Here is a 23,913-nt window from a genome sequence, read left to right as displayed (position 1 = left end):
GCTAGAGCTCCGGGTACATTCGACCAGGGTTGAACAGTCCCAGGGGGTCGAGCTGGGCCTTGAGTTGCCGGTGATAACGTAGCAGCGCCGGGGCCAGTGGCTGGAACGGTGTGTCGCTGGCACCCTGGCGATAGCAGGTGGCATGGCCGCCCACTTCATGGGCCAGGGCTTGCACCGTGCCGGTCTCGGTTTTCAACCAGCGTTGCGCGCCACCCCAATCGATCAGTTGAGCGCCGGGCAGGGTGAGGGGGCCGGTGTGGTTGGGCAATGACAGGCGCCACAGCGGCAAGCCTTCGTCGAAAAATGCCAACCGATGTTCATTCAGTGCCGTCCAGTATCGATCGTCGATCACCTCGCCACCAAAACGTTGATGAGCGGCGCTGACCGAGCCTTCGCCCCCCTCCAGGCGCAGGTGCAGGCAGTCGCCGTCATGGCTGGCGGCGCTGATGGGCAGGGGCTGGCGGCCCCATTCGGCGAGTGTCTCCAAGGCTTCGGCGCTGCCCAGTTCCAGGCGGATGCTCAGGCTGTGACGGGGCTTGGGCAGGACCTTCAAGGACACTTCGGTGATCACCCCCAGGCAACCGAAACTGCCGGCCAGCAGGCGCGAGAGATCATAGCCGGCGACATTCTTCATCACCTCGCCGCCGAAACGCAGCACGGTGCCGTGGCCGCTGATCAGGCGCGTACCCAGGACGAAGTCGCGCACCGAACCCGCCCAGGGGCGACGCGGTCCCGACAGCCCGGCGGCGACCATGCCGCCGACCGTGGCGTCGTCGCCGAACGCCGGCGGTTCGCAGGGCAGGCGTTGCCCGGCGGCCTCCAGGGCAGCGAGCAGTTCCCGCAGCGGGGTGCCGGCCCGCGCCGTGATGACCAGCTCGGTGGGGTCGTAATGGACGATGCCACGGTGCACGCGGGTGTCCAGTACTTCGCCGGCCACTTCCCGCCCCAGGAACGCCTTGCTGTTCGAACCCTGGATGCGCAACGGCGTGGCGTTGGCCCGTGCGCGACTGACCTGTTCGAGCAACAGGTCGCTGGCGTCCTGGTCGGCTTCGCGGCTCATCAGAAACGCTCCAGTTCGGGAAACGGCAACTGCCCGCCATGGATGTGCATGGCACCGAACTCGGCGCAGCGCTGCAGGGTCGGGATGTTCTTGCCGGGGTTGAGCAGGCCCTGAGGATCGAACGCCGCTTTTACCGCGTGGAACAGGTTCAGTTCGTCGCTGTTGAACTGCGTGCACATCTGATTGATCTTTTCCCGGCCAACCCCGTGCTCGCCGGTGATGCTGCCGCCCACCTGGACACACAGTTCGAGGATTTTCCCTCCCAGGGTTTCGGCGCGCTCCAGTTCGCCGGGCTGGTTGGCATCGAACAGGATCAGTGGGTGCATGTTGCCGTCGCCGGCATGAAACACATTGGCGACCCGCAGGCCATACTCGGCGCCCAGGCTGGCGATGCGTTGCAGCACCTCGGGCAGGGCGCGTCGGGGGATGGTGCCGTCCATGCAGTAATAATCCGGCGCCAGGCGCCCCACCGCCGGGAAGGCGTTCTTGCGCCCGGCCCAGAACCGCAGCCGCTCGGCCTCGTCCCGCGCCTGGCGCACCTCGGTGGCCCCGGCCTGCTCCAACACCTGACGGACCCGTTCGCAGTCGTCATGGACATCGGCCTCGACCCCGTCCAGTTCGCACAGCAGGATCGCTTCGGCGTCCACCGGATAGCCAGCGTGGATGAAATCCTCGGCGGCGCGGATCGCCAGGTTGTCCATCATTTCCAGGCCGCCGGGAATGATGCCGGCGGCGATGATGTCGGCCACCGCCCGCCCGGCCTTGTCCACCGAATCGAAACTGGCCAGCAGCACCTTGGCGACCTGGGGCCGGGGCAACAGCTTGACCGTCACTTCGGTGATCACCCCGAGCAAGCCTTCGGAGCCGGTGAACAGCGCCAGCAGGTCCAGGCCCGGCGAATCCAGGGATTCGCTGCCCAGGGTCAGGCGTTCGCCTTCGACGGTGAGGATTTCCAGCTTCAACAGGTTGTGCACCGTCAGACCGTACTTGAGGCAGTGCACGCCGCCGGCATTTTCCGCGACATTGCCACCAATGGAACAGGCGATCTGGGACGAAGGGTCCGGCGCGTAATACAGCCCGAACGGCGCCGCTGCCTGGGAGATCGCCAGGTTGCGCACACCCGGCTGAAGCCGTGCGGTACGGGCGTCGGGGTCGATGTGCAGGATCTGGTTGAACCGCGCCATCACCAGCAACACGCCACTGGCCAGGGGCAGGGCACCGCCGGACAGACCGGTCCCGGCGCCCCTGGCGACCACCGGGACGTTCTGTTCATGGCAGAGCTTGAGCAGCGCCTGCACCTGCTCGACCCGCCTGGGCAAGACCACCAGCAGGGGCGTGGTGCGATAGGCCGACAAGCCATCGCACTCGTAGGGCTTGAGGTCTTGCTCCTGGTGCAGGATGTCCAGGTCTGGAATCTGTGCCTGGAAGGCTTGCAGCAGGGTCTGTTTGTCCACCTTCGGCAAAGGGCCGTCGAGGTGTTCGTCGTAGAGGATGTTCATGGAGTCGATACCCCTCAGTCGCCACGAATCCTTGTGGAACGAGTTTGCTCGCGATGGCGGTGGGTCAGCTTGCATCAGTGTTGCATGTGCCGCCGCTATCGCGAGCAAGCTCGCTCCCACATTGGGTTCATGTTGTTTTACGCATCGCTGTCACTGGCCCAAACCCTTGAGAAAGCCACGGTACAGCGCAGCGGTTTTCCCCGGTTGCTCGATCATGGGCAGGTGGCCGATCCCGTCCCAGATTTCCACACGCAAGTCCGCGATGCCCTTGCTCCACACCGGCACGCTGCTGACATCGATCACCCGGTCCTGGCGGCCCCAGAGCAACAGCGAAGGGGCGCGAATGTCGGTCAGGTGGGGCTCCATCGACGGGCTGGCGCGAAAGTCGGCGTAGATCTCCGCCAGTTCTTCGCGGTGTTGTACATAACGCTCGGCCACGGCCGCCATCACCATGCCCGGTACCCAGGGCGGCGAGGCCATGGTCATTGCATAGAACGGCATGAACTCCTCCTGCGAATGCACCAGGGACGGGTTACGACCGGCGGCCAGTTGGCGGTCCATGTCGCTGGGCTGGGGGGAGGTGACGCCGGCCGGATTGAGCAGCGCCAGGGTCAGCACGCGGTCAGGCGAAGTGGCCGCCAGCCACGCGGCGAGATGGCCCCCCATGGAATTGCCGATCACATGGACCTTGTCCAGGCCGCAGGCGTCGAGCAACTCGATGATTCGCCGGGCCTGGGTCGGGATGTCGTAGCCGCCGCCGGCCTTGAAGCCGGTTTCGCCATGGCCGGGGAGGTCAGGGATCACCACCCGGTAATCACCGACAAAATGCCGGGCGACACGCAACCAGAGGTTCTTGTCGCCGCTGTAGCCGTGCAGCATCAAGATGCTGGCGGACGCTTCATAAGGCCCGCCCTGCCAGGTCGACACGGTCATCTCGCTGATGGGCACGGTGATTTTGCGCAACCGGTAAAGGCGTGCCTCCAAGGCCATGCTCATGTCGTAGATCACATGGCCGATGCCGGGATACGTCAACCAGCTCCAGGCGATAAGTACAGCAAGAACTACCCACAACACCAGCATGTTTTGCCCTCCATGGGCTGCGACAGAATGTAATCAAACGGATCAGTCGGTAATAAGTGAAGCTTAAATCCGGGACATCGTTACTCAGGGGCCTCCTTTCGAAGGCTTACGGATTTCCTTGTCATGTATAGCCAAAATCCCATCAGAGTCTCGCATTTGAATGTGAATAAATACCCCTGCATCAGTGGTGGCTATTTGATGCCGCCCTGATAGACTCCAGACAACCCTATCCCGATGACTCGGGAACCCGCGGTGCAGAGGCGTCCATGCAAAAACCGGGAAAAAAGGGACTGACGTTGGCCAGGAGGCTCTATGTATCGCGCGCCCTGGGCCTGACGCTGGGGTTGTTGCTGGTCAGCGCCGCGCTTTATCCCCTCGACCCGGCACCCTGGGTCTGGAGCTTCATGCTGTTCAACGGCCTGCTCTGGCCGCACCTGTCTTATTGGTGGGCCCGTCGCAGCGCGGTGCCGTATCACGCCGAACACCGCAATCTGCTGATCGATGCCTTTCTTGGCGGCTTCTGGGTCGCGGCGATGCAATTCAACCCTCTGCCCACGGCCGTCACGCTGGCGATGATGGCGATGAACAACGTCGCCATCGGTGGCCTGCGTTTCCTGCTCGTCGGGGTGATGGCGCAGGTGGCAGGCATCGCCGTGGGCACGGTCATCTTCCCGCTGAGCAGCGTGCCCATGACCAGCCCGGCGCAGATCTACGCGTGTCTGCCACTGCTGTGCCTGTATCCGATGGCACTGGGCTGGATCTGCTTTCGCCAGGCCTACACCCTGGGCCGGCAAAAACGGGAATTGCTGGCCCTGAGTCGTACCGACAGCCTGACCGGGTTGCTGAACCATGGCGCCTGGAAAGATCGTCTCAACGAGGAATTCCAGCGTTGCGTGCGCCAACCTGCGGACGGGACGCCCCGTGGCGCGATTGCATTGATCGACATCGACCATTTCAAGGTCGTCAATGACACCTACGGCCACGGGGCCGGCGACATCGTGCTGCGTCAGCTCGGCAAGCTGCTCAGGCAGAACCTGCGTACCGCCGACGTTGTCGGGCGTTATGGGGGCGACGAGTTTGGCGTGATTCTGCCGGACCTGACCCAACACAACGCGGTGCAGGCCATGGACGGTTTGCGTGAGCGCTTCGCGACCCTCAGCTACGAGCGGGACCCGGCGCTGAAAGTGAGCCTGAGTATTGGCGTCGCGGTCTTCAACCCGGCTTATGCCGACGCGACCCTCTGGCTCAACGATGCAGACCAGGCGCTGTACGAAGCCAAGACCAGCGGGCGCAACCGGGTCACTTGCCACCGCCATCGACCGGTGTTGGAAGCGTCGACCGTTTCTGTCTGAGATGGCCTCTTGCTGCCTGGAGCCTTGGTTCATTGTCGGGTAGGGTGCCCATGGCACTCTCTCGATACGGAACAAGGATGAAATCATGACGATAACCGCTGTTCGCTCCCGTCTGGCCGTCAGCCTCGGCCTGAGCCTGGCCCTTGGCGTCTTCACCCCTATGGCCTTTGCCCAACCCCATCAACAAATCCTGAGCGATGCGCAGCAGTACAAGGGCGAGGCCCTGAAGTTGCTGGAGCGTCTGGTGAATATCGACTCCGGCTCCGGGTATGTGCCGGGGCTGACCCAGGTCGGCGACATTGCCATCGACGAACTGAAAAAGTTGGGCGCGACCATTGAGAAGGTGCCGAACTCGGACGGTACCCAGCACATCCTGGCGACCCTCAAGGGCACCGGTAAAGCGAAAATCCTGCTGATGGCCCACATGGACACGGTGTTCAAGGAGGGCTCGGCCGCCGAACGCCCGTTCCATATCAAGGATGGCCGCGCCTACGGGCCGGGAGTGATGGACGACAAGGGCGGTATCGTCGCGGGGATCTACGCCTTGAAGGTGCTCAAGAACCTGGATTTCAAGAACTACGCGCAGATTACTTTCCTGCTCGACGCCAGCGAAGAAACCGGCTCGGACGCCGCCACCGACCTGATCAAGAAAACCGCCAAGGCTCATGACGTGACCCTCAACCTCGAACCGGGTCGCCCGGCCGACGGCCTGGTGGTCTGGCGCAAGGGCAGTGCGACGGCGCTGGTGGAGGTCAAGGGCAAAGCGTCCCACGCCGGCGTCGCGCCGGAACTGGGGCGCAATGCGGCGATGGAAGCCGCGCACCAGATCTTGCAACTGGGCAAGCTCGGCGACGCGGAAAAGAAAACCACCATCAATTTCACGGTGATCAAGGCCGGCGACCGGACCAACGTGATTCCCGACCAGGCGAGCGCCAAGGCCGATGTACGGGCGGCGGTGCCGGAAGAATTCGACCGCATCGAAAAAGACCTGGCCCGAGTCTCGCAGGACAAGTTGATCGCCGACACCGAAGTCACCACCAGCCTCAAGCGCGGCCTGCCACCGATGCCTCAGACGGCGGAGTCGGACCGGTTGATGGCCATGGCCCAAGGCATCTATGGCGAACTGGGGCGCAAGCTCACCGAGGAAGGCAGCGGCGGCGCGGCGGATGCCAGCCTCTCGGCCGGTGTCGGCACGCCGACGCTGGATGGTTTTGGCATCGTTGGCGGGAATATCCATACGCCGGAGGAGTACGCGGAAGTCGAGAGCGTGGTGCCCAGGATTTATCTGCTGTCGCGGATGATCATGGAGTTGGCGGGGCGGTAACGCACCATGCCATAACCTCGAGCGCCTCGAAACCTTGTGGGAGCGAGCTTGCTCGCGAAAGCGATCTGTCTGTCGATCAAGTGTTGGCTGACAAACCGCCTTCGCGAGCAAGCTCGCTCCCACAGGGAAATGCGCTATGTCGACGGACGCGCTTCGACGTCGTCCAGCGCGCGGTTTGCCAGCTGCCCACTCAATTCGATCAATTGCTGGATGCCCAGGGCAATATGGCGCCTCGAGCCTTGAAGGCCAGGCTTTTGTGGCGAGGGAGCTTGCTCCCGCTGGGTGGCGAAGCCACCCCAAAACCGGTTGGCGCGGTTTTCCAGCCACACCGCGCCAGCCGGTTTTACGACTGCTGCGCAGCCGAGCGGGAGCAAGCTCCCTCGCCACAAAAGCGGGGGCGCTTTTTGATGGCGTCGTTCTAGTACACCCATACCTCCACCCGCCGATTCCGAACCCTGCCTTCATCCCCGCTATTGGCCGCCACCGGCATCAAGGCGCCGAACCCTCGTACTTCCCGCAACGCCACGCCGTATTTGACCAGTTCACGGCGCACCGCCATGGCTCGCAGTTTGGACAGCAGGTCGGCCCGCGCCGGATCATCCTTGGCGTCGCCAAAACCTACCAGGGTCACGCGTCGGTCGGCTTTGCCGTGCTGCTGTATATAGTCGAGCACGCGGCTCAGGTCCTGGTGGGCCTTGTTGTCCAGGCTGGCGCTGCCTTCTTCGAAGCGAAAATTCACGGTCAAGCGTTGGGCGTGGCGGCTCAGGGCCTGGTACCCCTCGGGCATCAGTGCATTCGGCGTGACGGCCATGGCCTGGACGGTCTGGGCGATAAACCCGTTCGCCGCGACGATGGCCTGGCCTTTATCGCTTTGGGTAAACGCCACCAATGCCTCGGCCCACGGGTTGGTGCCCCAGGGGGGCAAATAGAAGAACAGGCGCCGGGAGAGTGGGTAGTCTTCGGTGGCGATCAAGTGGTTGAGCGGCAGCATGGGTTGGGAAGCGCCGTCGACAATGGCCAGCGCCTTGGCCTGGCGCACGTAGGGCAAACCGATGAAACCGATGCCTTGCGGGTCCTGGCTGACAGCGTCGGACAACTGTTCGCTCGACTCGAAGCGCCGCGCGGTAGGATCCAGCCGTTTTCCCTGTCGGCTGAGGACCAGTTCCTTGAAGGTGTCGTAGGTGCCGGACTGTTCATCCCGGGCATACAAATGAATCGGCCCGCCCGTTCCGCCGACGGACTCCCAGGTTTTTGCCTCGCCGCTGAACATCCGCGCCAGTTGCACGGTATCGAGTTGGCGCAGCGGGTTGGAGGAATGAAGGATGATCGCCAGGCCATCAATGGCGATGACCTGCTCGGCGGCAGGACTTTTCAGGTCGCCCAGGGACGACAATTCCTTCAGTTCACTGTCCTTGATCGGCCGGGAAGAGGCCGCCAGGTCGGCGCTGGCTTGCTTGAGGGCGGTGAAACCGGTGCTGGAGCCGTGGGCCGCGATGTCGACTTCCACCCGCCGGCCATCGGCGGTCAGGCCAACGATGCGCTGCTCGTTGTCGCGCCCGGTGATTTCGCTGCTGACCCTGAGCAGGCCCTGATCTTCCATCAAGCCTCTGACCAGGGCCGGCCCCAGCGCCGCACCGATGGTATTGGAGCCCTGGAGGCGCAAGGCAGGGCCCTGTTCGGGAATGGGCAAATTGCCGGCCCATGCTACGAACGGCAGCCAGAGGCCCATGAAAACCACAACACACAGCCGCATGCCGGCACCTTCTGAACCCGAGGAAGTGCCGGAAGATTAAGTCAGTCAGGTTACTGAAAGGTGACAGGGGTGCGACGGAGCACCGAAATCCAATGTGGGAGCGAGCTTGCTCGCGATGGCGGCGGCACATTCAAGATCAAATGTGACAGCTGGATCGCTATCGCGAGCAAGCTCGCTCCCACAGGGGGACGCGATCAGCTCAATTGCAACCAGATCGGCGCGTGGTCCGACGGTTTTTCCATGCCCCGCAGCTCATAGTCCACGCCAGCGTCCTTGACCCGCGGCAGCAGGCCGTGGGAGGTGAGGATCAGGTCGATGCGCAGGCCGCGCTTGGGCTCGTCCTCGAAACCGCGGCTGCGGTAGTCGAACCAACTGAAACGGTCGGTGACGTCCGGGTTCAGGTGGCGGAAGCTGTCCACCAGGCCCCAGTTCTTCAGGCGGGCCATCCATTCGCGCTCTTCCGGCAAGAAGCTGCATTTGCCGGTTTTCAACCAGCGCTTCATGTTGTCCGGGCCGATGCCGATGTCGCAGTCTTCCGGGGAAATGTTCACGTCGCCCATCACCACCACCGGCTGGTCGTTGCTGAAGCGGCTTTCCAGCAGTTGCTGCAAATCGCTGTAGAACCGCTCCTTGGCCGGGAATTTGGTCGGATGGTCACGGCTTTCACCCTGGGGGAAGTAACCGTTCATGATGGTCACCGGTGCGCCGTTGGCATCGGCGAAGGTGCCCCAGATGAAGCGCCGCTGGGCGTCCTCGTCGTCACTTTCGAAACCTTTGTACAGGCTCAGCGGCGCCTGGCGGGAGAGCAGGGCGACGCCGTAGTGGCCTTTTTGCCCGTGGTAATGCACGTGGTAACCCAGGGCCTGCACCTCGGCCAGGGGGAATTGTTCGTCGTGAACCTTGGTTTCCTGCAGCCCGATCACATCCGGCTGGTGCTTCTCGATCAGCGCCGCCAGCTGATGGGGGCGGGCGCGCAGCCCGTTGATGTTGAAGGAGACGATCTTCATGGTCGGCTGTCCTGGCAAAACTGCGATGCTAGCTGACATGTGGGAAGGGAGCCAGCGTGGCAGTAGGACAAATGCGCTGCTAATGTCCTTTTGGCGAACGCTTTGTGGGAGCAAAGCTTGCTCGCGAAACAGACAACTCGATTCCTGAAAGACCGTATCGCTTTCATCGCGGGCAAGCCTTGCTCCCACAAGGTCTTTGCTCAGGCTTCACCGAGCCCGCCCAGGAGATCTGCCATCATGCCTGAAACCGCCGCCATCGCCGACGTCCATATGCTCGACAGTGGTTATTCCCGCGAAGCCCGTTCGTTGCTGTACCAGGCCTATCGCCATGAGCCTACCTTCAGCTACCTGTTCGAATCCGAGCGTCCCGGTTATGAACAGCGGGTCCGGGCCACGGTGCGTGAGCTGGTCAAGCAGCATTTTCTCCAGGACCTGCCGGCCATCGGCCTGCTGGTCAACGACCGCCTGATTGGTATCGCCCTGATCGCCCCGCCGCAGCGGCGCCTGGGCATCACCGAAAGCTGGGCCTGGCGCCTGCGCATGGTCTTGAGCACCGGTTTTCGCTGCACCCGGCGCTATCTGGAGTACCACGCGGCGGTGCTGGCCTGCCTGCCGTCGGACGCAGTCCATGTATTGCCGCTGCTGGGGGTGCACCCACAGTTCCAGGGCAAGCATTTCGGCGAGCAGTTGCTCGAGGCGGTCCATAACTGGTGTGCGGTGGACGAGCATTCCCAAGGGGTGGTGCTGGACACCGGAAACCCGCGCTACCTTGAGTTCTATAAACGCCAGGGATACGAGGAAATCGGTGAAGTCGCGGTAGGACCGATCCGCGAGCATGTGTTCTTCCACGCCAACCCGCAGATTCTGCAAAGCGCAACGGCATAGTCGGGCGAACTTTTAGGAAATGTCTGGCTCTATCAAGCACCTACGCTCGTGATAGCATCCGCGCCATGAATTTCCCAGGAAGAATGACCCGTGGCGCGCTCTTGCTGTCCCTCAGCTGTGCGGCACTGGCAAACAGTGAATTGGAAGTACGCGTCCAGCCGTCCAATGATGAACTCAAGGCCAACGTCGAAGGTTATATCGGTGGCGTGGGGGACCGTGACGAGGAAGCCTTGCTGCGCTTCAGTCGCGGCGCCGAGGAACAGGCGCGCAAGGCCGCCCAGGCGCTGGGCTACTACCAGCCGCAGATCGACAGCGAGGTCAAGGGCGGCAAGGATCCACGGCTGGTGCTGACCATCGACCCCGGCGAGCCGGTGCACCTGCGCAACGTCACCGTGCGCATCGATGGGCCGGCGGCTTCGCTCAAGGCTTTTCGCGTGCCCGGCAATGCCGCGCTGAAGCCCGGCGCGGTACTCAACCATGGTCGCTATGAAGACGCCAAGCGGGTGATCCAGAACCAGGCCTCGCGTTACGGTTATTTCAGCGGGCGTTTCACCCAGCAGAAACTCCTGGTGGACCCCCAGGCGGGCATCGCCGATATCGAGCTGGTCTACGACAGCGGCCCGCGCTATGCCTTGGGCCCGGTGAGTTTCGAGGGCGACACGCCGTTCGACGAAGACCTGCTGCAACGCATGGTGCCGTTCAAGGCGGGCACGGCGTACGACTCCGAGCTGATTGCCGAACTCAACCAGGCCTTGCAATCGAGCGGCTATTTCGAAGGTGTTCGGGTGGATGCGGCCCCCACCGCCGCCACCAACAATGTCATTCCGGTGGCGGTCAAGCTCGACACGCGCAAGCCACGCACCATGGGCCTGGGCCTGGGTTTTTCCACCGACGTAGGCCCCCGGGCCAAAGCCAACTGGACGCGCCACTGGGTCAACCCCCAGGGCCACAGCTATGGCTGGGAAGCGGAAGTGTCGGCGCCTCGGCAGAATGTCGGCCTGTGGTACGACGTGCCGCTGGACCCGCCGCTGACCGACAAGATGCGCTACGCCGGCGGTTATCAATATGAAGAACTGGCCGGCACCGACAGCCTCAGCAAACTGCTCACCGTGGGCCCGGAATGGCACAGCAAGTTGCCCAGCGGCTGGCAGCGGGTGGTGTCGCTCAAGTGGCAGCGCGAGGAGTACCGCCTCGGCGACGATGCGGGCCTGAGTACGCTGTTGATGCCGGGCGTGAGCTATTCCTATCTGCGCAGCGACAACCGCATCGACCCGCACAACGGCTACCGTTTGCAGTTCGATACCAAGGTCGCCAAGGAAGGGCTGGGCTCGGACAATAACCTTGTATACGGCACCGCCATGGTCAAGGGCCTGACCACGGTGTTCGACAAGCATCGCTTGCTGGCGCGGGCGCAAATCGGCGGCAGCGCCACCAATGGCTACAAATCCATTCCACCGTCCCTGCGCTTTTTTGCCGGTGGCGACCAGAGCGTGCGGGGTTACGACTACCAGAGCCTGTCGCCGGAAAACTCCGAGGGCGACCGTATCGGTGGTCGCTACATGGTCGCCGGCAGCCTCGAGTATCAGTATTCCATCGCGGAAAAATGGCGAGTGGCGACGTTCATCGACCAGGGCAACTCCTTCAACAGCCTTGAGCTGCCGAGCCTGAAGACCGGCGTGGGTGTCGGCGTGCGCTGGGTGTCGCCGGTGGGGCCGATCCGCCTCGACCTGGCCCATGCGATGGACGATGAAGGCGGCATTCGGTTGCACTTTTCCATGGGGCCTGAGCTGTGAAGCGTGGTGTGAAAATAACGCTACTGGCCCTCGTTGGGGGGCTGCTGGCGGTCGTGCTGGCCTTGAGCACGGTGCTGGGCACGGCATTTGGCAGCCGCTGGGCCCTTGGCCTGGTGCCGGGGCTGGCCGTGGAGAATTTCCAGGGCCGGCTGGGCGGGCAGTGGAGCGCCGATCACCTGCTGTGGCAGCAGGGCGACAGTCGGGTGGCGTTGGATCGAGTGATATTCGCCTGGTCGCCGTTGTGCCTGGCGCGCATGACCCTGTGCATCGAACAGCTCAAGGCCGACCAGGTCGCCTTGCAGTTGCCCGCTTCGACCGATGCGCCGAGCAGCGGCCCGATCAGCTTGCCGGACCTGGACTTGCCGCTCGCGATCGAATTGGGCGATGTGCAAGTCGGCAGCCTGTCGTTCAACGGCAGCGAGCAACTCAAGGGCCTGCAATTGGCTGCCCATTGGACCGCCGAGGGCCTGCAGATCGACTCGGTGCAGTTGCAGCGCGACGAGCTGGGTCTGAAACTGTCCGGCTTGCTCAAGCCCGGCGGCGACTGGCCGTTGAATGCCGAAGGCCGATTGACCTTGCCCGCGCCGGGGGCCACGCCCTGGGCCCTGGACCTGAAAGTCGACGGCAATCTGCTCAAGACCCTCAACCTCAAGGCCGACAGTAGCGGCTACCTGCAAGGCCAGTTGACCGGTGAGCTGCAACCGCTGGCGGACAACCTGCCCGCCAAGGTGCGCATTACCGCCGACGGTTTCAAGGCCAGCGCCGATCTGCCAGACACGCTGTTGCTCAATCAGTTGGAATTGACCGGCGAAGGCGATCTGAAAAAAGGCTATCAATTGCTTGGCAAGGCGACGTTGCCCGCCGAAAAAGGGCCAGTGGCATTGCTGCTGCAAGGCACCGTGGACGCCAATGGCGCACGGATCGCCGGCCTGGATCTGGACGCCGGCAATCAGCAGAGCCTGAAACTCAGCGGGCAAGTGGACTGGCGCGACGGCTTGAGCGCCGAGGCGAAAGTCGCCTGGCTGGATTTCCCTTGGCATCGCCTGTATCCGCTGATCGACGAGCCGCAAGTGACATTGCGCAGCTTCAATGGCGAAGTCTCGTACACCGATGGCAACTACCTGGGCAATTTCCAGGCCGCGCTGGACGGCCCCGCCGGGGCGTTCAGCCTGGACAGCCCGTTCAGCGGCAACCTGACGCAAATCCATCTGCCGCAACTCAAGCTCGCCGCGGGGCAGGGCAAGGCCGAAGGACACCTGAGCCTGCAATTTGCCGACGGCATCGCTTGGGACACGGCGCTGCAACTGTCGGCCATCAACCCGGCGTATTGGCTCGGCGAGTTGCCCGGGATCCTGGCCGGACCGTTGCGCAGCAAAGGCGCGATGAAGAACGACCGCCTCGAGCTCGACGCGGACCTGGATCTCAAGGGTAAGCTGCGGGGCCAACCGGCGCTGTTCCAGGCCAAGGCCAGTGGTGCCGGCGAGCAGTGGAACCTCAGCGCGCTGGACATCCGCCTGGGAGATAACCGCATCAATGGCACCGGCAGCCTGCAACAGAAACTCACCGGCCAGATCGACATCAAGCTCGCCCGTCTTGCCCAGCTCTGGCCGCAATTGCGCGGCCAGGTCGTTGGCCGGGTCGATGTCGCCGGCACGCTCAAGGCGCCCCAAGGCAAGCTCGGTCTGCAAGGCACGCAATTGGCGCTGCAGGACAATCGCCTGCAAAGCCTGAACCTGGACGCGACCCTCGACAGAGCCCAGCGCGGCAAGCTCGACCTCAAGGCCAGCGGCATCCGCGCCGGCGAAACGTCCCTGGGCGCGCTGACCGTCAGCGGACAGGGCGACATCAAACGGCAAACACTCAACCTGGACTTGCAAGGGCCGCAACTCGATACGACCCTGGCGCTCGACGGCGCCCTCGACCAAGGCAATTGGCGCGGACGCCTGGCCAGCGGCGAGGTGCAGGCCGGCGGGCAAGCCTGGCGCCTGCAAGCCCCGGCGAAACTGGAGCGCCTGACCGATGGCACGCTTAACGTCGGCGCCCATTGCTGGCGTTCCGGCGAGGCCAGTCTGTGCGGTGAAGACCAGCGGCTGATGCCGGAGCCGAAGCTGCGCTATCACCTCAAACAGTTCCCCATCGAAAGCCTGGCCCAGTGGATGCCCAAGGATTTTGCCTGGCAGGGCCGGCTCAATGCGGACCTGCAACTGGACTTGCCGGCGAGCGGCCCGAATGGCCGGATCCTGGTGGACGCCAGTGGCGGTACGTTGCGCATCCGTGACAAGGCCGGGGACAAGGCGCAATGGCTGGACTTCCCCTACCAGACCTTGACGCTCAATAGCCGCCTGACCCCCAAGCGCATCGACACCGACCTGAATTTCGTCGGCGCCAAGCTCGGCGAGCTGGTGCTCCAGGCGCAGATCAATCCGCTGCCGGCCAGCAAGCCCTTGAGTGGTTCGTTTCGCCTGACCGGCCTGGACTTGTCCGTGGCCCGGCCGTTCGTGCCGATGGTGGAAGCCCTCACCGGTCACCTGAACGGCAGCGGGACGTTGTCGGGTGGTTTGCTCGCACCCCAGGTCAACGGCAACCTGGTGCTCAGCGACGGCGAAGTCTCCGGCCCGGAACTGCCGATCAGCCTCGAAGCCCTGCAGGTGCGGGCGATGATTGCCGGTGAAACGGTACGGCTCGACGGTGCCTGGAAAAGCGGCAAGCGCGGGCAGGGCAGCCTGACCGGGAACATCGGCTGGGGCGAAGCCCTGACCCTGAACCTGGCTCTCAAGGGCTCGCAACTGCCGGTCACCGTCGAACCGTACGCGGTGCTCGATGTCGCCCCGGACCTGAACATCACGATGCAGGGCGAGCAGCTTTCCATTGCCGGCAAGGTCCTGGTGCCCAAAGGCGAGATCACCGTCCGCGAACTGCCGCCGTCCACCGTCAAGGTGTCGGATGACACGGTGATCGTCGGCCACCAGACCGAGGAGGGCAAGGCGCCGATAGCCATGGCGATGGACATCGACGTGATCGTCGGCCAGGACAAACTCGCGTTCTCGGGGTTCGGCCTGACGGCCAACGTCCAGGGGCAGGTGCACATCGGCGACAACATGGACACCCGCGGTGAACTGTGGCTCAACGACGGCCGCTATCGGGCCTACGGGCAACGACTGACGGTGCGCCGGGCCCGGCTGCTGTTCGCCGGGCCCATCGACCAGCCCTACCTGGACATCGAAGCGATTCGCCAGACCGACGACGTGATCGCCGGCATCCGCTTGAGCGGCAGCGCCGAGCAACCGACCACGCAAATCTTCTCGGAGCCGGCCATGAGCCAGGAGCAGGCGTTGTCCTACCTGGTACTGGGCCGGCCGCTGAGCACCACGGGCGAGGACAACAACATGCTCGCCCAGGCGGCGCTGGGCCTGGGGCTGATGGGCAGCTCGGGCGTGACCAGCAGCCTGGCCAATAACCTGGGCATCGATGACTTCCAGCTCGACACCCAAGGCAGCGGCAACACCACCAGCGTGGTCGCCAGCGGCAACCTCTCGGAAAAACTCAGCCTGCGCTACGGCGTCGGCGTGTTCGAACCGGCCAACACCATCGCCCTGCGCTACAAGCTCAGCAAGAAGGTGTACCTCGAAGCCGCCAGCGGCGTCGCCAGTTCGCTGGATATCTTCTACAAGCGCGATTTCTAAACCCCTTCCCCCAAACCCTTGTGGGAGCGAGCTTGCTCGCGATAGCGGCGTGTCAGTCAACGAAGAAGTTGAAGGTCATACCGCTATCGCGAGCAAGCTCGCTCCCACAGGGATGTCTGCATTTTGTCTGTTGGTGAATAGCAAGCTAACTATTTGTTTGACATTTGCTGCCTAAGCAGTAATATCTCGACATACATTCACTGCCTAGGCAGCAAACGGTGCTCAGATGAAGCATTTCACCCCAGACGAATTTCACAATTGCCACCTCGGCATGCTGCTCGGCCGCGCCGCGCTGCTCAAGGACCGGATCATCGACACCCACATGGAGCCCGTCGGCATTACCGCCGCCCAGTTCAAGGTGTTGATCATCATGGCCCAGCACGGCATCGACACGCCGGTCGAGCTGTGTCGCTACCTGTCCCTGGACAGCGGCTCGATGACGCGGATGCTCGATCGCCTGGAGCAGAAAGGTTTCCTGGTCCGCCAGCGCTCGGCAGAGGACCGGCGCCAGGTGCAACTGGTGCTGACCGAAGCCGGCCAGGCCCTCGCTGATCGCCTGCCGTTCATCGGTGCCGACGCCATGAACCAGTTGGCCAGCGCCATCAGCCGCGAGGAGCTGCAAACCCTCGAAGACATCCTCAAGAAAATACTGCTCGCTGCCGGTGATCCCATCACCGTGTTGCGATTGGGGGAGAAATGAAACGTCAAACCTTGCGTACCCGCTTGAGCCTGGTGCTGTTGGCCATGAGCCTCGCCGGTTGTGCCAGCTACAGCGGCCTGAAGACCGAAGGCGTCAGCCTCGAGGCCAAGAGCCTCCAGGCTGGACAGTCCCTGACCGGGGTCACGCTGTCGCCGGCCGCGTGGCCGAAAAACGACTGGTGGAAAAGCCTCGGTGATCCGCAGCTCGACGGTCTGATCCGTGAAGCCCTGCGCGACAGCCCGGACATGCAGGTCGCCAGCGCCCGGGTCCACCAGGCCAGTGCCGCGGCCTATGCCGCCAACGCGGCGCGCATGCCGACCCTGGATGCCAGTGGCAGCGTCAGCCGTTCGCGTCTGGCCCGTGACCAGGATCCGCAAGGGCAGGGCGGGGCGTACAGCACCCTGCGTTCGCTGAGTGTGGACTTCAACTACAATTTCGACCTCTGGGGTGGCCAGCGTGCCGCCTGGGAAGCCGCCCTGGGCCAGGCCCGCGCCGCCGAGATCGATCGCCAGGCCGCGCAACTGACCCTGGCCGCCGACGTGGCCCGGGCCTACAGCGACCTGGGCCAGGCCCACATCATTCATGACCTGGCCGCCGAAGACCTCAAGCGCACCCGGCAGATGCTCGACCTGGGCAAGCGCCGCCTCAGCGCCGGGATCGACAGCGAGTACCAGTTCCAGCAGACCGAAAGCCTGGAAGCCAGCGCCGATGCGACCTTGATCGACGCAGAAAAACGCCTGCAAAGCGCCAAGATCGCCCTGGCGGTATTGCTGGGCAAGGGCCCGGACCGCGGCAATGAAATCGCCCGGCCCAACGTGCTGCAAGCCAGCGCGGTCGCCTTGCCGTCGAACCTGCCGGCCGAGTTGCTGGGCCGCCGTCCGGACCTGGTCGCGGCGCGCTGGCGGGTCGAGGCGGCCAGCAAGAACATCGAGGCCGGCAAGACCAACTTCTACCCCAACCTCAACCTGAGCGCGGCGGCGGGGGTGCAGTCATTGCTCGGCGATGCGATGTTCGGTTCGGCCAGCCGCTTCTTCAACGTGGCGCCCACCGTGTCGTTGCCGATCTTCGACGGTGGCCGCCTGCGGGCGGACCTGGATGCCCGGGACGCCGATTACGACCTGGCGGTGGCGCAGTACAACAAGAGCCTGGTCACGGCCCTTGGCGATGTCAGTGACACCATCAACCAGTTGCGCGACATCGCTCGCCAGATCGGTGCCCAGCAACATGCCACCGACATCGCGCAGAACTCTTACGACACCGTGGTCCAGCGCTACGGCTCGGGCATCGGTAATTACCTGGACGTGCTGAGCATCGAGCAGCAATTGCTCCAGGCCCAGCGCCAACTGGCGAACCTGAATGCCGAGCAGATCGATTTGTCGATCCAACTGATGCAGGCCCTGGGCGGTGGTTTCGAAGCCCAGACCCTGGCGGCGGCCACGCCGACCCCTGCCACGCCGACCCACTGATTCGAGGTACTTGTCATGGCGACTGCCGAAACGACTCAATCCGAAAACACACAAGACAGCGGCAACCCACGCAAGCGCAAGGTCATGCTGCTGGCACTGGCGCTGATCGTCATTCTCGCGGGCCTGGGTGTGTGGGGCTGGCATGAACTGTATGGCCGCTGGAGCGAAAGCACCGACGATGCCTATGTGAACGGCAACGTGGTGGAGATCACGCCGTTGGTGACCGGCACCGTGGTGAGCATCGGTGCCGATGACGGCGACCTGGTGCGTGAAGGCCAGGTGCTGGTGCAGTTCGACCCGAACGACGCCGAAGTCGGGCTGCAAAGTGCCCAGGCCAACCTGGCCCGGACCGTGCGCCAGGTGCGTGGCTTGTACAGCAACGTCGATGGCATGCGGGCGCAGGTCAATGCCCAAGAGGCCGAAGTGCAGAAGGCCCAGGAAAACTACAGCCGACGCAAGAACCTGGCGGCCGGCGGAGCGATTTCCCAGGAGGAACTGTCCCACGCCCGGGATGACCTGACCTCGGCGCAGAATGCCCTCGCCAATGCCCGGCAACAGCTCAAGACCACCAGCGCCTTGGTGGACGATACCGTGGTGTCGTCCCATCCCGACGTGCAAGCGGCCGCCGCGCAATTGCGCCAGGCCTTCCTGACCAACGCTCGCAGCACCTTGATCGCACCGGTCACCGGCTATGTGGCCAAGCGCACCGTGCAACTGGGCCAACGGGTGCAGCCGGGCACGGCGTTGATGGCAGTGATCCCGCTGGACCAATTGTGGATTGACGCCAACTTCAAGGAAACCCAACTGCGCGACATGCGCATCGGCCAGCCGGTGGACATCGAAGCCGACCTGTACGGCAGCGATGTGAAGTTCAGCGGCACCATCGACAGCCTGGGCGCCGGGACCGGCAGTGCGTTTGCCTTGCTGCCGGCGCAGAACGCCACCGGTAACTGGATCAAGATCGTCCAGCGGGTGCCGGTGCGCATTCATGTCAACGCCGAAGAGCTGGCCAAGCATCCGCTGCGAGTCGGCCTGTCGACCCAGGTCAGCGTCAATCTGCACGACCAGAGCGGCCCGGTGTTGGCCCAACAGCCACCGCAGAAAGCCTCGTTCAGTACCCAGGTCTATGACCGGCAATTGGCCGAGGCCGACGCGATGATCACCCGCCTGATCCACGACAACAGTTCCGTGGCGAGCAAAACCGCGCAGCGCTGATCAGTTGTGGCAGCCGAGCTTGCTCGCGATAGCGGTATGACCGGCTACAGAGATATTGACTGCAAGGGCCTCATCGCGAGCAAGCTCGGCTCCCACAGGTTTTGTGTCCTACCCACTGAGTTCAGGCAACCCTGGATCCAGTGGGAGCAAGGCTTGCCCGCGATTGACTCTCTTCGCTTCATAGGATTTCGCAATGAGCAATAACGCGTCCTTCACGCCGCCCAGCCTGTTGCTCAGCACCATCGGGCTGTCGCTGGCGACGTTCATGCAGGTGCTCGACACCACCATCGCCAACGTCGCCTTGCCGACCATTTCCGGCAACCTGGGCGTCAGCTCGGAGCAGGGCACCTGGGTGATCACCTCGTTCGCGGTGAGCAACGCCATCGCCCTGCCGCTCACTGGCTGGCTCAGCCGTCGGTTTGGCGAGGTGAAGTTGTTTTTGTGGGCGACGATGCTGTTCGTGCTCGCTTCATTCTTGTGTGGCATTTCCACCTCGATGCCGGAGCTGATTGGCTTTCGGGTACTCCAGGGGCTGGTGGCCGGGCCGTTGTACCCGATGACCCAGACCTTGCTGATCGCCGTCTACCCGCCGGCCAGGCGGGGCATGGCCCTGGCGTTGCTGGCGATGGTCACGGTGGTGGCGCCGATTGCCGGACCGATCCTCGGCGGCTGGATCACCGACAGCTATAGCTGGCCGTGGATCTTCTTCATCAATGTGCCCATCGGCGTCTTCGCGGCGATGGTGGTGCGCCAGCAGCTCAAGGCGCGGCCGGTGGTCACCAGCCATCAGCCGATGGACTACGTGGGGTTGATCACGCTGATCATCGGTGTTGGCGCGCTCCAGGTGATTCTCGACAAGGGCAACGACCTGGACTGGTTCGAATCGAACTTCATCGTCATTGGTGCGCTGATTTCAGTCATTGCCCTGGCGGTCTTCGTGATCTGGGAAATGACCGACCGCCATCCGGTGGTCAACCTCCGTCTGTTCGCCTATCGCAACTTCCGCATCGGCACCATTGTGTTGGTGGGCGGTTACGCCGGGTTCTTCGGCATCAACCTGATCCTGCCGCAGTGGTTGCAGACCCAGATGGGCTACACCGCGACCTGGGCCGGATTGGCCGTGGCACCCATCGGTATCCTGCCGGTGTTGATGTCGCCCTTCGTCGGCAAGTACGCCCACAAGTTCGACCTGCGCTTGCTGGCGGGGCTGGCGTTCCTGGCCATCGGCCTGAGCTGCTTCATGCGTGCCGGGTTCACCAACGAGGTGGATTTCCAGCACATTGCCTTGGTGCAGTTGTTCATGGGCATCGGCGTGGCGCTGTTCTTCATGCCGACCCTGAGCATCCTGATGTCGGACCTGCCGCCGCACCAGATTGCCGACGGCGCGGGGCTGGCGACGTTCCTGCGGACCCTGGGCGGCAGCTTTGCCGCATCGTTGACCACCTGGATCTGGATTCGCCGTGCCGACCAGCATCACGCCTACCTGAGCGAAAGCATCAGCACTTTCGAGCCGGCCACCCGCGAGGCGCTCAACCAGCTTGGCGGTGCCAGCACACCGGCCTATGCCCAGCTCGACCAGATTCTCAACAGCCAGGCGTACATGCTCTCCACCGTGGATTACTTCACGCTGCTGGGTTGGGCATTCATGGGGTTGATCGTGCTGGTGTGGCTGGCCAAACCGCCGTTTGCGGCGAAGGCGGGGCCGGCGTCGGCGGGGCACTGATCCAAAGGTCAATGCAATTCAATGTGGGAGCGAGCCTGTGGGAGCAAGGCTTGCCCGCGATGCAGGCGACACGGTTCAACTGCAAGACCGTGTCACCGTTCATCGCGAGCAAGCTTGCTCCCACAGGCTGCTCCCACAGGCATCTCATGGGGTCTTTAAGTGCTTGGCAACGCCAACTGCGCATTACCAAAACCAAACGGCGCCAACGCAAACCCCTGTTCATCCACCTGCAACGCCCAGCCTTGTTTGTCCCAATCCCCCAGCACGATGCGCCGGGCGGCGTGTTCGCCCAGTTGCAGCTTGTGGATGGCGGGGCGGTGGGTGTGGCCGTGGACCAGGGTCTTCACGCCGTATTGCTGCATGATCCGCGGGATCTCTTCGGGCGTGACGTCGACGATGTCATTGGCTTTCATGCGTGTCTGCGTGCGGCTTTCGCTGCGCAGTTTGCGCGCCAGTTTCTGGCGGCTGCCCAGCGGCAGGTGCCGCAGGATGAACAGCGTGACCGGGTTGCGCAGCCAGCGCCGCAGCTTCATGTAGCCTTCGTCGCGGGTGCAGAGGCTGTCGCCATGCATCAGCAGCACCGGCTCGCCATTGAGCTGCACGACACTCGGGTCCTTGAGCAGGGTGCAGCCGGCCGCTTTGCAAAAGGCTTGCCCCAGCATGAAGTCGCGATTGCCGTGCATCAGGAAGATGGCCGTGCCGCTGTCGCTCAACTCGCGCAGGGCCTGGCAGATGGAACGCTGGAACGGCGTCATGGCATCGTCGCCGATCCAGGCTTCGAAAAAGTCGCCCAGAATGTACAACGCTTGCGCCGAGCGGGCGCGTGTGGCGAGTAAATCCAGAAACGCCCGGGTGATGTCCGGGCGCTCCTCTTCCAGATGCAAGTCTGAAATCAGCAATATCACTCAATGATCTCGGCTTTCTCGATGATCACGTCGTCTGCCGGGACGTCCTGGTGGCCAGCCTTGGAAGTGGTGGCGACGCCCTTGATCTTGTCGACCACGTCGGTGCCTTCGGTCACTTCACCGAACACTGCGTAGCCCCAGCCCTGTACGGTCTTGGCGCTGTGGTTCAGGAAGCTGTTGTCGGCCACGTTGATGAAGAACTGCGCGGAAGCCGAATGCGGCTCCATGGTACGGGCCATGGCGACGCTGTACTTTTTGTTCGGCAGGCCGTTGTCGGCTTCGTTCTGGATGCTCGGGCGCTTGTCTTTCTTTTCCTTCATGCCCGGTTCGAAGCCACCGCCCTGGATCATGAAGTTGCCGATGACGCGGTGGAACACGGTGTTTTCGTAGTGGCCGGCGTTGACGTATTCGATGAAGTTGGCCACGGTCAGCGGCGCTTTCTCGGCGTTCAGTTGCAGAACGATGTCACCGAAGTTGGTGGTCAGTTTGACTTTGCTCATGGTCGGTACTCTTTCAAGGAATTCGTGGGTTTCGGGGCACAAACGCCCGCAACCGGTCTGGCTGCAATCGGCCAGGTTGGGCAGTTTAGCGTGCCGGGCACGAATTTCGAGGCTGTTTTTCATCTGGCCGTCGATTAAATTCAATCGTTTGCCGGCCTGGCCTGTCAGGTACTTGACAGCATCGGCTATGATACGGGCTTTGATTTATCAGGCCGCACCCGGCCGCGCACTTGTAAGTTCAAGGATCCTATGAGCAAGCCCACTGTCGACCCTACCTCGAATTCCAAGACCGGCCCGGCCGTGCCGGTCAATTTCCTGCGCCCGATCATCCAGGCGGACCTGGACTCGGGTAAGCACACACAGATCGTCACTCGTTTCCCGCCGGAGCCCAACGGCTACCTGCACATCGGTCATGCCAAGTCGATCTGCGTGAATTTCGGCCTGGCCCAGGAGTTCGGCGGCGTCACGCACCTGCGTTTCGACGACACCAACCCGGCCAAGGAAGACCAGGAATACATCGACGCGATCGAAAGCGACGTCAAGTGGCTGGGTTTCGAATGGTCCGGTGAGGTGCGCTACGCCTCGCAATATTTCGACCAGTTGCACGACTGGGCGGTGGAGCTGATCAAGTCCGGCAACGCCTACGTGTGCGACCTGACCCCCGAGCAGGCCAAGGAGTACCGCGGCAGCCTGATCGAGCCGGGCAAGAACAGCCCGTTCCGTGAGCGCAGCGTGGAAGAGAACCTGGACCTGTTCGCCCGCATGCGCGCCGGTGAGTTCCCGGACGGCGCACGGGTGCTGCGCGCCAAGATCGACATGGCCTCGCCGAACATGAACCTGCGCGACCCGATCATGTACCGCATCCGTCACGCCCATCACCACCAGACCGGCGACAAATGGTGCATCTACCCCAACTATGACTTCACCCATGGTCAGTCGGACGCCATCGAGGGCATCACCCACTCGATCTGCACCCTGGAGTTCGAAAGCCATCGTCCGTTGTACGAGTGGTTCCTCGAGCACCTGCCCGTGCCGGCCACCCCGCGCCAGTACGAATTCAGCCGCTTGAACCTGAACTACACCATCACCAGCAAGCGCAAGCTCAAGCAGCTTGTAGATGAGAAACACGTCAATGGCTGGGACGATCCGCGCATGTCGACGCTGTCGGGCTTCCGCCGTCGCGGCTACACGCCGGCGTCGATCCGCAACTTCTGCGAGATGATCGGCACCAACCGTTCCGATGGTGTGGTCGATTTCGGCATGCTCGAGTTCAGCATCCGTCAGGATCTGGACGCAAATGCCCCGCGCGCCATGTGCGTGTTGCGTCCGTTGAAGGTCGTGATCACCAATTACCCGCAAGACCAGGTCGAAAACCTCGAACTGCCGCGTCATCCGCAAAAAGAAGAACTCGGCGTGCGCAAACTGCCGTTCGCCCGTGAAATCTACATCGACCGCGATGACTTCATGGAAGAGCCGCCAAAAGGCTACAAGCGCCTGGAGCCGAACGGCGAAGTGCGTCTGCGCGGCAGCTACGTGATCCGTGCCGACGAAGCGATCAAGGACGCCGACGGCAACATCGTCGAGCTGCGTTGCTCGTACGATCCGGACACCCTGGGCAAGAACCCTGAAGGCCGCAAGGTCAAGGGCGTGATCCACTGGGTGCCGGCCGCGGCCAGCGTCGAGTGCGAAGTGCGCCTGTACGATCGCCTGTTCCGCTCTCCGAACCCGGAGAAGGCCGAAGACAGCGCGAGTTTCCTGGACAACATCAACCCTGACTCACTGCAAGTGCTGACCGGTTGTCGTGCTGAACCCTCGCTGGGCAATGCACAGCCGGAAGACCGTTTCCAGTTCGAGCGCGAAGGCTACTTCGTCGCGGATATCAAGGACTCGAAACCAGGTCAGCCGGTATTCAACCGTACCGTGACCCTGCGTGATTCGTGGGGCCAGTGATCAAGTCTTAAGGAAACA

At 63.2% G+C, this 23,913-nt stretch carries 17 protein-coding genes and 1 pseudogene; 10 read left to right on the top strand and 8 right to left on the bottom strand.

Features of this window, described 5'->3' with window-relative positions; genetic code table 11:
- Nucleotide 1 precedes the first annotated feature (1 nt).
- The 3 genes from glcE to AO356_RS01085 form a co-directional block, all read right to left on the bottom strand.
- Nucleotides 2-1,060, bottom strand: coding sequence for a glycolate oxidase subunit GlcE (gene glcE, locus AO356_RS01095; RefSeq protein WP_060738206.1), 1,059 nt, complete (start codon nucleotides 1,058-1,060; stop codon nucleotides 2-4).
- Nucleotides 1,060-2,559, bottom strand: coding sequence for a glycolate oxidase subunit GlcD (gene glcD, locus AO356_RS01090; protein ID WP_060738205.1), 1,500 nt, complete (start codon nucleotides 2,557-2,559; stop codon nucleotides 1,060-1,062). Before glcD ends, glcE begins: the two co-directional genes overlap by 1 nt.
- Nucleotides 2,560-2,709: 150 nt before the next feature.
- Nucleotides 2,710-3,639 (bottom strand): alpha/beta fold hydrolase, encoded by a 930-nt coding sequence (locus tag AO356_RS01085; protein ID WP_060738204.1) that lies wholly within the window; start codon nucleotides 3,637-3,639, stop codon nucleotides 2,710-2,712.
- A 266-nt stretch (nucleotides 3,640-3,905) separates the two neighbouring features.
- Between AO356_RS01085 and AO356_RS01080 the strand changes: the two genes are divergently transcribed.
- Nucleotides 3,906-4,991: a diguanylate cyclase gene (locus tag AO356_RS01080; protein ID WP_060738203.1), complete on the top strand. Its 1,086-nt coding sequence runs from the start codon at nucleotides 3,906-3,908 to the stop codon at nucleotides 4,989-4,991.
- Nucleotides 4,992-5,076: 85 nt separating this feature from the next.
- Complete coding sequence (locus AO356_RS01075; protein WP_060738202.1) at nucleotides 5,077-6,315, top strand: M20/M25/M40 family metallo-hydrolase; 1,239 nt, start codon at nucleotides 5,077-5,079, stop codon at nucleotides 6,313-6,315.
- Nucleotides 6,316-6,449: 134 nt separating this feature from the next.
- Here AO356_RS01075 and AO356_RS33290 read toward each other — a convergent pair.
- From AO356_RS33290 to xthA, 3 genes and pseudogenes are all read right to left on the bottom strand, one after another.
- Nucleotides 6,450-6,560 (bottom strand): annotated as a pseudogene (locus tag AO356_RS33290) (DUF6124 family protein); the annotation flags it as partial.
- Nucleotides 6,561-6,733: 173 nt separating this feature from the next.
- The gene (locus tag AO356_RS01065; protein ID WP_109791029.1) at nucleotides 6,734-8,068 is read right to left on the bottom strand and encodes a substrate-binding domain-containing protein; all 1,335 of its coding nucleotides are present in this window, start codon (nucleotides 8,066-8,068) and stop codon (nucleotides 6,734-6,736) included.
- A 194-nt stretch (nucleotides 8,069-8,262) separates the two neighbouring features.
- The gene (xthA, locus tag AO356_RS01060) at nucleotides 8,263-9,075 is read right to left on the bottom strand and encodes an exodeoxyribonuclease III (protein ID WP_060738200.1); all 813 of its coding nucleotides are present in this window, start codon (nucleotides 9,073-9,075) and stop codon (nucleotides 8,263-8,265) included.
- Nucleotides 9,076-9,312: 237 nt separating this feature from the next.
- Here xthA and AO356_RS01055 point away from each other — a divergent pair, with 237 nt between their 5' ends.
- From AO356_RS01055 to AO356_RS01025, 7 genes are all read left to right on the top strand, one after another.
- A complete protein-coding gene (locus AO356_RS01055; RefSeq protein ID WP_060738199.1) occupies nucleotides 9,313-9,960 on the top strand; it encodes a GNAT family N-acetyltransferase in 648 nt (215 codons plus the stop codon).
- A 65-nt stretch (nucleotides 9,961-10,025) separates the two neighbouring features.
- On the top strand, nucleotides 10,026-11,753 hold the full coding sequence (locus AO356_RS01050; RefSeq protein WP_060738198.1) for an autotransporter assembly complex protein TamA: 1,728 nt from the start codon (nucleotides 10,026-10,028) through the stop codon (nucleotides 11,751-11,753).
- Nucleotides 11,750-15,436, top strand: coding sequence for a translocation/assembly module TamB domain-containing protein (locus AO356_RS01045; RefSeq protein ID WP_060738197.1), 3,687 nt, complete (start codon nucleotides 11,750-11,752; stop codon nucleotides 15,434-15,436). The genes AO356_RS01050 and AO356_RS01045 overlap by 4 nt, the downstream gene beginning before the upstream one ends.
- Before the next feature lie 226 nt (nucleotides 15,437-15,662).
- Nucleotides 15,663-16,136 carry a MarR family winged helix-turn-helix transcriptional regulator gene (locus AO356_RS01040; protein WP_053183538.1) on the top strand — a complete coding sequence of 158 codons (474 nt, stop codon included), beginning with the start codon at nucleotides 15,663-15,665 and terminating at the stop codon, nucleotides 16,134-16,136.
- Nucleotides 16,133-17,602, top strand: coding sequence for an efflux transporter outer membrane subunit (locus AO356_RS01035; protein WP_060738196.1), 1,470 nt, complete (start codon nucleotides 16,133-16,135; stop codon nucleotides 17,600-17,602). Before AO356_RS01040 ends, AO356_RS01035 begins: the two co-directional genes overlap by 4 nt.
- Nucleotides 17,603-17,617: 15 nt before the next feature.
- Complete coding sequence (locus tag AO356_RS01030) at nucleotides 17,618-18,817, top strand: efflux RND transporter periplasmic adaptor subunit (RefSeq protein ID WP_060738195.1); 1,200 nt, start codon at nucleotides 17,618-17,620, stop codon at nucleotides 18,815-18,817.
- A 193-nt stretch (nucleotides 18,818-19,010) separates the two neighbouring features.
- Entirely contained in the window at nucleotides 19,011-20,540 is a 1,530-nt protein-coding gene (locus AO356_RS01025; RefSeq protein ID WP_060738194.1) for a DHA2 family efflux MFS transporter permease subunit, read from the top strand.
- 155 nt (nucleotides 20,541-20,695) lie between these two features.
- Here the strand turns inward: AO356_RS01025 and AO356_RS01020 are convergent, their stop codons facing one another.
- Both AO356_RS01020 and AO356_RS01015 read right to left on the bottom strand, forming a co-directional pair.
- Nucleotides 20,696-21,445, bottom strand: coding sequence for a UDP-2,3-diacylglucosamine diphosphatase (locus AO356_RS01020; RefSeq protein ID WP_060738193.1), 750 nt, complete (start codon nucleotides 21,443-21,445; stop codon nucleotides 20,696-20,698).
- On the bottom strand, nucleotides 21,442-21,945 hold the full coding sequence (locus AO356_RS01015; protein WP_060743046.1) for a peptidylprolyl isomerase: 504 nt from the start codon (nucleotides 21,943-21,945) through the stop codon (nucleotides 21,442-21,444). Before AO356_RS01015 ends, AO356_RS01020 begins: the two co-directional genes overlap by 4 nt.
- A gap of 249 nt (nucleotides 21,946-22,194) precedes the next feature.
- On the opposite strand from AO356_RS01015, the gene AO356_RS01010 reads away from it, so the two are divergent.
- Nucleotides 22,195-23,895, top strand: coding sequence for a glutamine--tRNA ligase/YqeY domain fusion protein (locus AO356_RS01010; protein ID WP_060738192.1), 1,701 nt, complete (start codon nucleotides 22,195-22,197; stop codon nucleotides 23,893-23,895).
- The last annotated feature ends 18 nt before the right edge of the window (nucleotides 23,896-23,913 follow it).

The sequence above is a fragment of the Pseudomonas fluorescens genome, from assembly GCF_001307275.1.
In the GTDB taxonomy this organism is placed as follows: Bacteria; Pseudomonadota; Gammaproteobacteria; order Pseudomonadales; family Pseudomonadaceae; genus Aquipseudomonas; species Aquipseudomonas fluorescens_AA.
The sequence above is the reverse complement of the archived record's forward strand: the minus strand, read 5'-3'. Positions and strand labels throughout refer to the sequence as shown.

Excerpts from the sequence above, each read along its gene's own strand:
- glcE (WP_060738206.1), bottom strand. The coding sequence starts at position 1,060 with ATGAGCCGCGAAGCCGACCAGGACGCCAGCGACCTGTTGCTCGAACAG.
- glcD (WP_060738205.1), bottom strand. The coding sequence starts at position 2,559 with ATGAACATCCTCTACGACGAACACCTCGACGGCCCTTTGCCGAAGGTG.
- AO356_RS01085 (WP_060738204.1), bottom strand. The coding sequence starts at position 3,639 with ATGCTGGTGTTGTGGGTAGTTCTTGCTGTACTTATCGCCTGGAGCTGG.
- AO356_RS01080 (WP_060738203.1), top strand. The coding sequence starts at position 3,906 with ATGCAAAAACCGGGAAAAAAGGGACTGACGTTGGCCAGGAGGCTCTAT.
- AO356_RS01075 (WP_060738202.1), top strand. The coding sequence starts at position 5,077 with ATGACGATAACCGCTGTTCGCTCCCGTCTGGCCGTCAGCCTCGGCCTG.
- AO356_RS01065 (WP_109791029.1), bottom strand. The coding sequence starts at position 8,068 with ATGCGGCTGTGTGTTGTGGTTTTCATGGGCCTCTGGCTGCCGTTCGTA.
- xthA (WP_060738200.1), bottom strand. The coding sequence starts at position 9,075 with ATGAAGATCGTCTCCTTCAACATCAACGGGCTGCGCGCCCGCCCCCAT.
- AO356_RS01055 (WP_060738199.1), top strand. The coding sequence starts at position 9,313 with ATGCCTGAAACCGCCGCCATCGCCGACGTCCATATGCTCGACAGTGGT.
- AO356_RS01050 (WP_060738198.1), top strand. The coding sequence starts at position 10,026 with ATGAATTTCCCAGGAAGAATGACCCGTGGCGCGCTCTTGCTGTCCCTC.
- AO356_RS01040 (WP_053183538.1), top strand. The coding sequence starts at position 15,663 with ATGAAGCATTTCACCCCAGACGAATTTCACAATTGCCACCTCGGCATG.
- AO356_RS01035 (WP_060738196.1), top strand. The coding sequence starts at position 16,133 with ATGAAACGTCAAACCTTGCGTACCCGCTTGAGCCTGGTGCTGTTGGCC.
- AO356_RS01030 (WP_060738195.1), top strand. The coding sequence starts at position 17,618 with ATGGCGACTGCCGAAACGACTCAATCCGAAAACACACAAGACAGCGGC.
- AO356_RS01025 (WP_060738194.1), top strand. The coding sequence starts at position 19,011 with ATGAGCAATAACGCGTCCTTCACGCCGCCCAGCCTGTTGCTCAGCACC.
- AO356_RS01015 (WP_060743046.1), bottom strand. The coding sequence starts at position 21,945 with ATGAGCAAAGTCAAACTGACCACCAACTTCGGTGACATCGTTCTGCAA.
- AO356_RS01010 (WP_060738192.1), top strand. The coding sequence starts at position 22,195 with ATGAGCAAGCCCACTGTCGACCCTACCTCGAATTCCAAGACCGGCCCG.